This window comes from Thioflexithrix psekupsensis, from assembly GCF_002149925.1.
In the GTDB taxonomy this organism is placed as follows: domain Bacteria; phylum Pseudomonadota; class Gammaproteobacteria; order Beggiatoales; family Beggiatoaceae; genus Thioflexithrix; species Thioflexithrix psekupsensis.
In genome coordinates, this window is record NZ_MSLT01000023.1 from 739,427 (window position 1) to 753,181 (window position 13,755).

Annotated in this window: 10 protein-coding genes; 9 read left to right on the top strand and 1 reads right to left on the bottom strand. The window is 40.2% G+C overall.

Annotation, left to right across the window (positions count from 1 at the left end; translation table 11 throughout):
* Nucleotide 1: 1 nt before the first annotated feature.
* From TPSD3_RS15800 to bfr, 3 genes are all read left to right on the top strand, one after another.
* Entirely contained in the window at nucleotides 2–3,043 is a 3,042-nt protein-coding gene (locus TPSD3_RS15800) for an efflux RND transporter permease subunit (RefSeq protein WP_086489489.1), read from the top strand.
* Nucleotides 3,044–3,196: 153 nt separating this feature from the next.
* Complete coding sequence (locus TPSD3_RS15805; protein WP_086489490.1) at nucleotides 3,197–3,508, top strand: hypothetical protein; 312 nt, start codon at nucleotides 3,197–3,199, stop codon at nucleotides 3,506–3,508.
* Nucleotides 3,509–3,718: 210 nt separating this feature from the next.
* A complete protein-coding gene (gene bfr, locus TPSD3_RS15810) occupies nucleotides 3,719–4,201 on the top strand; it encodes a bacterioferritin (protein WP_086489491.1) in 483 nt (160 codons plus the stop codon).
* Here bfr and TPSD3_RS15815 read toward each other — a convergent pair.
* Nucleotides 4,174–5,520: a virulence factor BrkB family protein gene (locus tag TPSD3_RS15815; protein WP_176329903.1), complete on the bottom strand. Its 1,347-nt coding sequence runs from the start codon at nucleotides 5,518–5,520 to the stop codon at nucleotides 4,174–4,176. The genes bfr and TPSD3_RS15815 overlap by 28 nt on opposite strands.
* A gap of 41 nt (nucleotides 5,521–5,561) precedes the next feature.
* On the opposite strand from TPSD3_RS15815, the gene TPSD3_RS15820 reads away from it, so the two are divergent.
* The 6 genes from TPSD3_RS15820 to TPSD3_RS15845 all read left to right on the top strand — a co-directional run bounded on the left by TPSD3_RS15820 (nucleotide 5,562) and on the right by TPSD3_RS15845 (nucleotide 13,746).
* On the top strand, nucleotides 5,562–6,230 hold the full coding sequence (locus TPSD3_RS15820) for a DUF4178 domain-containing protein (RefSeq protein WP_086489493.1): 669 nt from the start codon (nucleotides 5,562–5,564) through the stop codon (nucleotides 6,228–6,230).
* On the top strand, nucleotides 6,223–7,032 hold the full coding sequence (locus TPSD3_RS15825; RefSeq protein WP_086489494.1) for a DUF4178 domain-containing protein: 810 nt from the start codon (nucleotides 6,223–6,225) through the stop codon (nucleotides 7,030–7,032). Before TPSD3_RS15820 ends, TPSD3_RS15825 begins: the two co-directional genes overlap by 8 nt.
* Nucleotides 7,033–7,050: 18 nt before the next feature.
* Nucleotides 7,051–7,278: a DUF350 domain-containing protein gene (locus TPSD3_RS15830; RefSeq protein WP_086489495.1), complete on the top strand. Its 228-nt coding sequence runs from the start codon at nucleotides 7,051–7,053 to the stop codon at nucleotides 7,276–7,278.
* On the top strand, nucleotides 7,278–8,840 hold the full coding sequence (locus TPSD3_RS15835) for a polyamine aminopropyltransferase (RefSeq protein ID WP_086489496.1): 1,563 nt from the start codon (nucleotides 7,278–7,280) through the stop codon (nucleotides 8,838–8,840). The genes TPSD3_RS15830 and TPSD3_RS15835 overlap by 1 nt, the downstream gene beginning before the upstream one ends.
* A gap of 110 nt (nucleotides 8,841–8,950) precedes the next feature.
* On the top strand, nucleotides 8,951–13,279 hold the full coding sequence (locus TPSD3_RS15840) for a hypothetical protein (protein WP_086489497.1): 4,329 nt from the start codon (nucleotides 8,951–8,953) through the stop codon (nucleotides 13,277–13,279).
* Nucleotides 13,276–13,746, top strand: coding sequence for a 2Fe-2S iron-sulfur cluster-binding protein (locus TPSD3_RS15845; protein ID WP_086489498.1), 471 nt, complete (start codon nucleotides 13,276–13,278; stop codon nucleotides 13,744–13,746). Before TPSD3_RS15840 ends, TPSD3_RS15845 begins: the two co-directional genes overlap by 4 nt.
* The last annotated feature ends 9 nt before the right edge of the window (nucleotides 13,747–13,755 follow it).

Here is a 13,755-nt window from a genome sequence, read left to right on the forward strand (position 1 = left end):
TATGATGTTATCTGAACTGTCGATACGTCGTCCGGTGTTGGCGACGGTGATGAGTTTACTCATTATTTTGGTGGGATTTATCAGTTTTGAGCGGTTATCGGTGCGCGAATACCCGAATATTGACACGCCAGTGGTCTCCGTGCGCACGGTTTACACGGGAGCCAGTGCAGAAGTGATTGAAAGTCAAATTACTCAGCCTTTGGAAGAATCATTGGCCGGCATTGAAGGCATTAAAACCATTAAGTCAGTCAGCCGGGAAGAAGTGAGTGAGATTACGATTGAATTTGCCATTGAGCGTAATGTGGATAATGCCGCAAATGATGTGCGGGATCGTGTAGCGCGAGTACGGGCGAGTTTACCCCAAGAAGCCAACGATCCCGTGGTGGCAAAAATCCAAGCCGATGCGCAAGCCATTATTTGGCTGGCTTTTTTTAGTAATCGCCATTCTCCGCTAGAAATTACGGATTATGCGGATCGGTTTGTGGTGCCACGTTTACAAGTGTTGGAAGGCGTGGCCAGTGTGATTATTGGGGGGGAGCGGCGTTATGCGATGCGGATTTGGTTGGATCGGGATCGCTTGGCAGCGTATAACTTAACGGTGCAAGATGTAGAAGCCGCATTGCGTACGCAAAACGTAGAAATTCCCTCTGGACGTATTGAGAGTTTATTGCGCGAATTCACGGTATTAACCGCGACTGATTTGCGCAGTGCTGAACAATTTAATGATTTAATTATTCGCCAAGTCGATGGTTATCCCATTCGTTTACGCGACATTGGTCACGCACAAGTCGGCGCGCAAGATGAACGAAAAATTTTACGGGTCAATCGAGAAGAAGCGGTCGGTTTGGGCGTAGTCAAACAATCCACTGCCAATACTTTAGCCGTTGCTCAAGCGGTGCGCCAAGAAATTCCATTTATTGATTTACCTGAAGGGATGGAATTGCGCGTGGTATTTGATACCTCTATTTTTATCGAAGCCTCGATTAAAGCAGTTTATAAAACAATGGCTGAGGCTTTTTTATTGGTGGTATTAATGATTTTCTTGTTTTTGCGTTCGGTGCGCGTGACATTTATTCCTTTTGTGACGATTCCGATTTCTTTAATTGGGGCGTTTATTTTTCTTTACGCGCTGGATTTTTCGATTAATATTTTAACGTTATTAGGTTTAGTGTTAGCGATTGGAATTGTGGTGGATGATGCCATTGTCATGTTGGAAAATATTCATCGTTATATTGAAAAGGGAGAAACACCGATTCAAGCCGCATTAAAAGGCAGTCGAGAAATTGGTTTTGCGGTGATTGCCATGACCATTACATTGGCCACCGTTTTTGTGCCTTTAACCTTTATGACCGGCAGCACAGGACGATTATTTGGTGAATTTGCTTTAACGGTATCGGCTGCGGTGGTTGTGTCGGGATTTGTGGCTTTAACCTTAACCCCAATGATGTGTTCTATCATTTTTAAAGAACATGAAGCGCACGGGCGTTTTTTTAATGTCACAGAAGCCTTTTTTCAAGGCATGAATAACGCTTATCGGGCTTCTTTACGCGGTATTTTAAAAGTGCGTTGGTTGGTGGTTTTAATTTTTATTGGATCAGGATATGGCGCGGTTTATTTATATCCTTTAATTCAACAAGAATTAGCCCCCAGTGAAGATCGTGGAATTTTTATTGGTTTTATGATGGCACCAGAAGGCTCGACTTTGCAATATACGGATGCTTATGCGCGTCAAGTGGAAGATATTTATGCCAAAGTTCCAGAAATTAATACGTCTTTTGTGATTGTCGCGCCGGGCTTGCAAACGCCTAATCCTGTGAACACGGCTTTGTCTTTTGTCAGTTTAAAGCCTTGGGAAGAACGCGAGCGCAGTCAACAACAAATTTCAGGTTCTATTATGCCAGAAATGTTGGGGTTACCGGGCGTATTGGCTTTTGCCATTAATCCGCCGTCTTTAGGGCAGAGTTTTCGCAATCCTCCTATACAATTCGTGGTGCAAGGGAATTCTTATGAGGAATTGCAACGCATGACAGATAAATTAATGGGCGAATTGCGCAATTATCCCGGTTTGGTTAATTTAGATTCTGATTTAAAGTTAAATAAACCGCAATTATTGGTGCGAATTGATCGGGATAAAGCGGCAGCTTTAGGAGTTGATATTGCGACGGTAGGAAGAACCTTAGAAACCTTATTAGGTGGCCGCCAAGTGACTCGTTTTAAACACGAAGGACAGCAATATGATGTGATTGTGCAATTGCAGCCTTTAGAACGGACGCGACCCGATGATTTAACCGCGATTTTTGTGCGCAATCAACAAGGGGAACAAATTCAATTGTCTAATTTGGTAACTTTTGAAGAAACAGTTGCACCTAAAGAATTAAATCGTTTTAATCGCCTGCGTTCGGTATTAATCAGTGCGAATTTAGGACAAGGCTATAGCTTGGGCGAAGTGTTGCAACATATTCAAACGGTGGCTGATCAGGTATTGGATGATACCGCAAAAACTGCATTAGACGGACAATCTCGTGAATTTGTGGAATCGGGAGAAACGTTAATGGTGACGTTTATTTTGGCTTTGGTATTTATTTATTTGGTCTTAGCGGCGCAATTTGAAAGTTTTGTGAGTCCTTTTACCATTATGTTAACCGTGCCATTAGCCATGACAGGCGCATTATGGGCGTTATATTTGACGCAAGGCACGTTAAATGTGTACAGTCAAATTGGTTTAGTCATGCTTATTGGTTTAATTACCCGACATGGGATTTTAATTGTTGAATTTGCCAATCAATTGCAATTAAAAGGGGAAGAGATTTATGCCGCGGTCATAGAGGCTTCTGTGTTGCGTTTGCGGCCGATTTTAATGACTTCTTTATCGATGATTTTAGGCACAATTCCGCTGGCATTAGCCACGGGAGCAGGATCGGAAAGTCGTCAACAAATTGGTTGGGTCATTATTGGTGGATTGGGTTTGGGGACATTATTGACTTTGTTTATTATTCCTGTGGCTTATACCTTATTAACGCCCAGATTAAAAGCGCGCTTGTAACAAGATTAAAGAACCCATTTGAAATTTTAAAGAAAAAAATCAATTGGGTTCTATTCCCCGCTTTCCCTATTCCAAAAAAATACAGAAAAGACTTGCATTCACAAATGAGAACCATTATTATTTGATAGCTATTCTCATTTGGAGTCTCTTATCATGTATTTGATCGATGCCCGTTTAGAGCAAACCCCGCCTGTTTTACGTATTCTTAACCGAGAAACCAATGCCATTGTCGCTGCTTTTGAAGGTGATGTGTTGCAACAATTGATTGATGAGGCTTATCTCTATCCGCCTGATTTTCTTCAGGTTGATGATGCGGGATACTGTGTAAAAAATTTATTTTTGCTTGCTTGCAGTCAAACTTTGCATCTGGATGTGGTTTCTTCTGATTTGTGTTTGGGTTGTCGTGCGTGTCGAGAGGAAGAAAGTTTTGAATGGCGCGATTATTTGACGACTGCTGTGGTTTGATTGTTTCCCTCTTTTCTTTAGCCTGCTATTGTATTTTTTCTTTCCAAGCGTTCCTACATTGAACTGGTGGGGACGTTTGGCGAATATTCCTGTTTTCTTTCTTGCCACATTTCCCTTTAATTTAGCCCCAATACACCTTACAATGTCAGCTTGGTATCAACAGATTACCAAGTTTAACACCTGTTTTTATATAGTGGGAGTCTCTAACCAATGAAAGGTGATAAGAAAGTCATCGAGTACTTGAATAAAGTGCTGACTAACGAACTGACCGCCATTAACCAATATTTTTTACATGCCCGCATGTATAAAAATTGGGGTTTACACGCGCTAAATGAGCATGAATATCACGAGTCGATTGACGAAATGAAACATGCTGATATGTTGATTGAACGGATTTTATTTTTAGAAGGTTTACCGAATTTGCAAGATTTGGGTAAATTGAGAATTGGCGAAACGCCCAAAGAAATGTTAGCCTGCGATTTAAAACTGGAATTGGAAGCCATTCCTGATTTAAGAGAAGCGATTGCTTATTGCGAATCTTGCCAAGATTATGTTTCACGTGAATTATTTGAAGATATTTTAGAAAGCGAAGAAGAACATGTCGATTGGTTAGAAACGCAATTAGACTTAATTGCGCGGGTGGGTTTAGAAAATTACCTGCAATCTCAAATGGGCAAATCGGATTTGTCATAATCGTTTTTGCTGGGTGAGGTGTCGTTTCGCGCCGCATCTTTTGTGGCGCGATTAAATTGGGCATTTGATCCTAATAAATCGGCAATATAAACTGTCATTTTTTGCTTTAATTGTTGATGACTGTGTGTCAAAATAGAAGAAAATTGTTGTTGCCATTGATCATTTCTGTCGTCGTTTAATGTGTCCTTTGGTAAAACAAATTCTCCCATTGAAAATAATTGATATAAAGTAAAGCGTGATAAATCTTGAGCCAATACCCAATGTTGATGTACTGTTAAATGAATCACATGAATATCGTTTAGTTTTTTTAGTAAATATTCGATATATTCACGATTTAAATGCGGTTCTTGTTTTTCTAATTGTTCTATGTTTAATCCGTGACCGGCACTTTGTGCTATCCATAAATGCCCTAATAAACGGAAACAGTCATAAAATTGTTCTGTATCTTTATTTTTTATTTTTTCTGTTTTAGAATCAGAATCAGAATAACTTAATAAGCAATGTGTTAATTCTGCCCCCAATAACACAATAATCCAACACACATATATCCATACTAAAAAAATCGGTAAAATGGCCAATGCACCATAAATGGCTTGGTAAGTGGGGAATTGGGTAATGTAAAAAGCAAATATTTTTTTTGCTAATTCAAAAAAAGCCGCGGCGACTAATCCGCCTGCAATCGCAGGTTGTAAAGGCACTCGTTGATTGGGGACAATCATGTACAATAAAGCAAAAGCAATAGCAGACATAATAAAAGGGGTCACACGCAGTAAATGTGGACTGCGAGCCGTTTCAGATAAAAACGGTAAAGAAAAAATATAAGAACTCACCGCCAAACTAATGCCAATTAATAAAGGACTTAACGTTAAAACAGCCCAATACACTAAAAATTTAATCACCGCAGGACGAGGCGTTTCTATTCGCCAAATGGCATTTAACGCATTATCAATTGAAGCCATTAATAACACTGAAGTGAGAATTAATCCACCAATGCCCACGGCCGTTAAATGCGAGGCTTTTTGCACAAATTCTAACAGGTAAGTTTTTAATAATTCGGCGGATGTAGGGACAAAATTTTGAAATAGAAAATCTTGAAATCCCTCCCTTAAATTGGCAAAAACAGGAAAAGCCGTAAAAATAGAAAAAGTCACTGCCATTAATGGAACTAAAGACAGTAACGTGGTATAAGCCAATGCCGAAGCATGTTGCAAACAGCGATCTTCAATAAAACGCTGCCCTAAAAAAGTTAAAAATTGCAACGGATGAGCAACTGTTTTTTGGGTGAGGCGAATTTTAAAATAAAATAATTGCGATTTCAAATGTACGACTTCCAATAGCGTTGATGAGGAATCATTAAATCATGGCAAATTTTACGACATTTCAACATCAATGTCCTGCTTGTGGTGCGCCGATTGAGTGGCATTCTAAAGAGATTAAAGTGGTCACTTGTTCTCATTGTAATAATGGCTTATTTTTAGAAGATGAACAGGTTAAAAATTTAGGAATTCAATCGACATTAGTGCAATATCCTTCTTTGTTAAAATTATTTCATTTATTTCATTATCAATCTGATGCCATGATGCCTATTGGACAGGTTCGTTTTGATTATGGACGCGGGTTTTGGGATGAATGGTGGGTGGTGAATCAAAAAACGAAAAAATCCTATTGGCTCAGTGTGGATGAAGGCGATTATGCTTTAGAACAGCCCTTGAATGTCGCCGCATTTCCTCCTGCGAAAAAAGGTGTAGCCGCGGTGCGCCACGCTTTGCATTTAAATAGAAAATTGCAATTGCAACATGATAATGGACAAGAAGAAACCGTGCAAGTCAGTGAAATGGGTGAGGGGGTTTGTATTGGTTTTGTGGGCGAATTGCCTGAGTTAATCCATTTGGGTGATCGTTTTCAATATGCCCATTTAAGTGGCTCGGAACAAAGGCTTTATACCATTGAAATCAGCAATGATGTGATTCGTTTATTTCAGGGCATTTGGATTGATCCTTTTTTGATAAAAGTACAGCATCATGATTGAGCCACAACTAAAACAAATTAATTGTACCCAATGTGGTGCGCCTTTGACTTTATTGGGCGGGCATCAAGTGCATAGCCGCGTTTGTGAATATTGCGGCGCGGTATTGGACACGCAAGAAAATTATGCGGTGGTTGCGCAATATCAAGAAATGCAAGAAAAAATGCCTAATTTGCCGTTAAAAATCGGTATGAAAGGTTTATTGCGTGGGGTAGAATTTACTATTATTGGTTTTATCGAATATGCGTATCGAGAACGCAATGAACCTGAAGAATATTGGGTCAGTTATCAGCTTTATTCTCCCACGCATGGTTACGTGTGGCTGACGTGGGAATATAAACGCCCCAAACGTTATGAATTTAGCCGACGAGTGCGCTCTTGGAATCCTAATTATGAGCGAATTAAAGAAGAATATACCGCAGAAGTGACTTTTATTGCCGGCGAATTAACGTGGATTGCAAAATTAGGCGATACCAGCACATTGGGACAAACTTATGACCCCAATATCAGCATGGAACGCAATCAAGATGAAGTCGAATATTATCATAATCATTTCTTTAATGCCGACACGATTCACCGCGCTTTTGGTGTCGATGTTAAAGCCTTTGAAGCTCGTGATATTAAAACGGCATACGAAATAGATAATGAGCAAGAAATAAGTCCGGGCTGCTTAACCTTATTGGTTTTTATTATTGTGATTTTAATTGTTGTTTTTGCCATTTTGGATGATGAATACGGTGATGGTTCTTCTTCTGGCACGGGTGTGCGTAGCAGTTATGGCAGTTCTTCTACTTTTGGTAAATGATAAATTAATTAGGAGAGAATGATGGAATTATTAGCAGGCATTAAATTAGCATCGGTCATTGCCACGCTTTTTTATTCTTTTTTAGGCTTAGTTTTATTGATATTGTCTTATGTTATTGTGGATCGATTAACGCATTTTTCTCTACATGAGGAAGTGGCAGAAAAACAAAATATTGCTGTGGCAATTGTTATTGGTGCTTTGCTGATTGCATTGGCGATTATTATTGCTGCGGTGATTACCAGTTAATGAATGCCATCGTCACTCCCGTTCCGAATCGCGCCGAGCCATTGATTTTATTATCAGCCACTTTTATTATTTCCATTTGTGGTTTAATTTATGAATTATTAGCGGGTACTTTATCCAGCTATTTATTAGGCGATTCGGTTTATCAATTTTCAATTGTTATTGGTTTATTTGTCAGCTCAATGGGGGTTGGTTCATTTCTTTCCCGTTATATGCCTGAGCCGTTGGAACAATCTTTTACGGTTGCACAAACATTAACGGGTATTTTAGGTGGAAGTAGTGCGCCTTTATTGTTTTTTGCTTTCACTTGGTTGGATCATTATAATTTCTATTTATTTTTTATTTGCATTTCTTTAGGAGGCTTAGTTGGTTTAGAAGTTCCTTTAGTGACGCGCATTTTAGAGCGACATCATACTTTAAAAGTTAATATTTCTAACGTATTGACCATTGATTATATTGGTGCATTAGCGGCTGCTTTATTATTTCCTTTACTGCTCATGCCACTTTTGGGCTTAATGGGAACGAGTTTATTGTTTGGTTTGTTGAATGTTAGCATTGCCATTATTATGATATGGCTGTTTAAAGACAGGGTTAATGTTAAATTATTATCTATTATTGCGGGAACTGGATTTATTTTTCTCAGTACCCTATTATTTCACAGCGAAAAAATACTTAATTTAATGGAAAGGCGTTTGTATCAAGCTCCCATTATTTTTGCCGAAACTACGCCTTATCAACGTTTAGTGTTGACTCGACAACAGGATCGTTTTCGTTTGTATATTAACGGTGGCTTGCAGTTTGATAGTTTTGATGAATACCGTTATCACGAAGCCTTGGTGCATCCTGTGATGAATTTAGCGGTGCGCCCTGAGCGGATATTAATTTTAGGCGGTGGCGACGGAATGGCCGCACGAGAAGTCTTGAAATATTCCCAAGTACAGCACATTACTTTAGTGGATTTGGATGAGCGAGTGACGCAATTATTTAGCGAAAACCCATTGTTGACTCCATTAAATAGTTTTGCTTTAAAAAATGCTAAAGTTTCTATTATTAATAAGGATGCGTGGGATTTTCTCGATGACAGTAATGATTATTACGATGTGGTGATTATTGATTTACCCGATCCACAAAATAGTAATTTAAGTAAACTTTACACTAAAGAATTTTATTCACGCATTTCTAGCCGTTTAACGCAAGGTGGATTGGTGGTGACGCAAGCGACCTCGCCTTTTTTTGCGCGGTCTGCTTTTTGGTGTATTAACAATACCTTAGATGCGACTCCTAGCCCATTGCGGGAGGGAGCAACACTGTATACGCAACCTTATCACAGCTACGTGCCTAGTTTTGGTTTGTGGGGGTTTGTGATTGCGGGACATCATCAAGTGGATTGGTCTACTTTTACCTTGCCAAATGCTGTGGAGTTAAATTATCTTTATCCAGAAGTATTAGAATCATTAATTCACTTTTCTGCGGATACCGCATTTGTTAATACGGCAATTAACACCTTGCAAGCCCATCCATTATTGGATTATTATCAAATCGATTCTAAACGTTGGTTTCCTTAAAAAATAATCAATGATTGCTGTTAGGGTGATGCCATTTTTCTTGTTTTTGTCGGCATAAAACTAGGGAATAAAAAGCGTTTAGTTACGCCGTTTTTAAAAAGGATCAAGTTATGTCAGATTTCATGCTCCAACAGTGTTTCACCCGCTTTTGCCCTGTTTTGCAATCGGATGGTTTTGTGGCAACGCGATTGCAACAATTGGCTGCGCAATTGCAAGAACATCACACGGCAATTTTGCAATTTACCTATCAGCAATTAACGGATGTTAATCCCAGTCTAATTAACCGTTATCACGAATGGTTTAAAAGTTGGATTATTCATGATCATGCGCAATCCCATCGCCAATCATTTTCTGAGTTGCATCAGGAATTAGGTTATCACCATTTTCTGGCTTTAATTGAAAGTTATAATCAATCATTAGCGCATTTCTTAGATGAATCTTTTCTAATTTGGTGTGACCAGCACAGTCATGATTTGCAATTGCGTTTAACCGCGCATTGGCAGCAGCAACAATTGCGGGTTAATATTGATGCCATTGTGGAACAAGTCATTGCGGAATTGCGCAGTTTGCCTTCTTTGCAACCAGAATGGGACGATCAGCCATCCACGCAAACCAGTGGCATTGTGTGGGCTGATGAAGAGGATGATGCCGCGCAAGTGAAGCCGTCTGCTTCGGCTAATTCTCCCGCTCCAGAAATGGTAAAATTAAATGCGGCGCAATTAAAACAACAATTAAAAACTGTATTGACACAATGGTGTGAATTGCCTTTAAATTCTCAAGTGGAATTAGAAAATTTATTTCTCCGCGATTTCGCTTGTCATTTAATTGCCCCTTTATCGGCTTCTCAACGTTTTTGGAAGGCTTTATTAGTCAAATTAGATCGGCATTTAAGCCATGCTTTACATGGCAGTTTGCGCACTTATATTTTAACCAATGCGTTAGAAGTCTTAATTGCGGCCGTACCGCGTTATCCTTTTATTGCCAGCGTCGTTAATACTTTATTGCCTTTATACGAGGAATTAAATGCACCTATTGGGGAATTATTATTGCTGAATATTATGCGCAATAGTTTGCCTGATGGGGATTTAGCGATTCGTTATATGCAGCAATTAGATTTGCAAGCAATTGTGGCGCAATTAGATGAACAATTAGCGTTATTACCCGCAGGCAATCAAGAAGCCATTCAGCTATTGCGCCCTTATTGGGAGCGGGCGGAATTAGACTGGTTGGCTGAAGCCATTGAGCAATTAGAACGACAATTACAACACACTCAATTAACGCCGTTATTTCTCCTTTCTAATAATGAATGGCGCAAACGTTTTAGCAGTTTATTAACGGAAGGATTAACCAATCAACGCGGTACAGAAACCACGTGTCAATTATTAGAAGAAGTGATGGCGCAAGCCATTCGCGCCCATGCGCTCAGTCCGCGCCCGCAATTGGCACGGGATTTATTTCGCCGTGCGGTCACGTTATGCTGCACACCCGATAAGCAATGGATAGTGTGGAAAAAACACCGCCAAATGGCCTTGGCTTTACAGAATTTAGAAGCGGATCATTTCGACGATTCTGCGGTGTGGATTATCGCCAAACCTATCTTAATTTCTGCCCGTCCTATTTTTGCTGCTTTTGATCATATTGTTGCGGATAATATTGAATTTTCTTTACACTGGTATAAAGCACTTAATTTACCCACCTCATTTAATCGTCAATCAAGTCTGGGTTGTCGCTTAAATGAATTGCAACAAAATCTTTATTATTTAGCTCTTTATTTGCGTTTATACAATCCTTATTCGGCTATTTTGCATTTAAAACGCCGTTATGCTGAACATTTAACCCAACACAGTTATCAACAAGGTTTATTGTCTTTAGACAGCCGCGCTATTCTCGATGCGTTTCGAGAATTGCAAGCGCACGTGCAAGCGACATCGGGAATTTCTGCGGATTTATTGCAAGGATTGCAGCAATTTGTGAGTTTATTACCGACAATGACGGCCAGTTTGCAACTTTATCGTCAAACCAGTGTTTTTACTTTATTTGCGAATATCTTTTTCTTAAAAACTTATCCGAATTATATTCAGTGCGTGGGTGAACGTGGCATTCAATTGGGCATTCGGGATAATGAATTGACTTTGCAACGGGTGGCACAAGTATTAATTAGCGTGGCGAATAATCCCAGTGAGCATTTACAATTATGGTTTAATTGTTTTGCTTCTGATATGGCGAATATAGAAAAGCGCACCTTAGAAGCCAATTTAGCCGCTTTAAATCACGTGTTGCAAACGCATTTATTAGCCGATGAAGCCGAGCCTGTTTATGCGTTAATTAATGATGTTTACGTTAAATCATTAGGAATTACTTACAATCCTGCCACCGCAGGACAACAGCAGCAATTGCAATTTTTTGAATTAATTTTAACAGGGTCACGTTGGCAACAATTATTTAATAAAAACGCTAAAGTTCCGCGTTATCTTAGCGTTTTTCTTGAGCAGTTACCGTTATTATTAAAAGAAACACAATTAAATGCAGAATTAGCCAATTTTTTACAAGAACAATTACAGCTTTTTACGCAAGCCCTCATTCAACACGGCGAAGAGGAATCGGCATGGCAGTACGTTTTGCCTGCTTTTGATTGCGCATTGCAACGTCATCGCACGCGGGAATTAGAAATGGCATGGCGCAGTTTATTAGCTGTTTTGCCTGCGAATTGTCGTCTTTTTTGGCAGCCTGCATTATTGCGTGGCATTCGTTGTTTGCGTCAAGTGGGATTGGGGCGGGCAATCAGTCGCCATTCGCGTTTATTAGCGCAACAAATGACGCAACAATTACTGATTATTTCTCCGCCTTCGCCTGAAAAATATGCCGCTTTTGAAATAAAAGGTTATCGAGATTTAGGAAAATTCTTAGACCATACCGCGCATGTGTTGCGTAACCAATGCCCGACTTTAGCCGCGTTGAATTTGGGACGCTATTTGGTGGAATGTATTGTGCCTTTTGTGGATTATCCGGGGCGTTTTTGGCAAATGGCGTGGTTGCAATTAACCGATACTTTATTGTTGGAATTAGATGATTGTGAGCAGTTGGCTTTAATTGATTGGACGCGCCAATTAGCGGCTATTTCTCACTCTTTACCTGATACAAAAGCATTAGGGCAATTCGTTTTTCATAATATCGATTTTCTCTTTGCAGAAACCCGCCAAATGGAGCAACATTGGCGGGATTTTATTGGTGGCTTATTGGTTGCTACCATGACCGAAGATAACGCGCCTATTAGTGGTTCTGTTTTGGCACAACGCTTATTATTAAGCAGTCCTATTTTCCAAAATGAAACGGCCGCTTCTTGGGAAGAAAGAGCCAGTACTTTAATTGAAGCCCTAAATGAATATTTAACTGAACCCTTAATTCAGCGATTAAATCAACGCCAAATGGTTCTCACGCGCAATTTAATTGCTTGTGAGAAACTGTCAGAATTGCGCAAAGGGGGACAAGGTATTGGTGCGGGCGCGTTATTATTATCGGCTTCGCCGGACAGCCGCACTGTGTGGTACAGCGATTTGGCCATGCGTGTGGCTTATGAACAGCAGGACAGTTTGTCGCCCACTGACGCATTGGTGTTGCAACTCAGTCAATGGAATACTCCAGATTTCAAGCAGATACGGCAACAGGCTAATTTAATACAAACTGTGTCTGACATTCCTTTGTCCTCAGAAGAAACGCCCGCTAACAGCCGATGGCTGACGTGGTTGCGGGGTAAATCGGGGGTTTCTTACCGTTTAACACTTTCTCAACAGCACGCTTTTACGCTGTTATTGCAGCAATTGGTATTAGAACCGATTCTAACGCAAGAAAATACGCCAAATTTATTATTTGAAGTGCTATTATTAACCTTTAGTCATCAGGATTTTCCGGTGCTAATGCGTTTTAACGAGCGGGTGCAACGGGCGTTAAATGAGCAATTTCCTGATTCGCATTTTTTACCCAAACGGTGGCAGTTATTAAATGCAGAATTGCCGCGCTTTACGTTGGCACAACGTTTGTGGTTATGGCACGATCAATGGGCGCAATATTTAGTGAAACAATTAAAACCTTTTGAGCAATTAGATGATATGGATTTGCGCCGTTTGCAATGGCAACGAACGCAACGTGATTTAGGGTTTTTATTACGGCGTTTGTCTTTGCAATTAATTATTAACGATCCGCCTGAATCATTTGCGCAGTGGTTTTGGGAACATATTGGCAGTTTCTTACAGCCAACGACTCGCGCCGAAGCCTTGCGCATTTTTCCCCATTGCACCGAAAAATTACAGCTTTATTTAAACCCATTAGAACAAAAAATATTGGAAAGTTATATGCGGGCATTAACTGATTTATCTGCCGATCCGCATTGGCAAATGCCAGCCCAACGCGCTATTCACCATTCGATCACGGAAGCCGCATGAAATCCGTTAGATTCCGCTCCACGAAGGATGCCATAGACATCCAAACCGAATTAAGCGTATTAGACGCGCTTTTAGCCAAACGCATTGGGGTAAAAATGCTGTGCAAGGGGCGTGGATTATGCGCCACCTGCCACGTTTACGTGACGCAAAACCCGCATTGTTTAACGCCACAAACCGACCGAGAAAAATTAACATTAAGCCTATTAACGGGCGCACAACCTAATAGCCGTTTAGCCTGCCAATCGCAAGTCATTGGCGAAGGGGTAGAAATTGCTTTACCCGAAGGATTATATGTTGAATCGTTCTCCGATTTAGAGTCTCTCATTGGTAAGCGCACTGCCGTACCTATTTTACACCCTGTTGATGGGCGTGTTTTAATTCAGCCGAATAAAATTATTACCCGTTCGGCGATTATGGAATTAAAACAAGTTGATTTCAATGTGCAAGAAGTTCAAATTAAAGAATAGTCTGTTTTT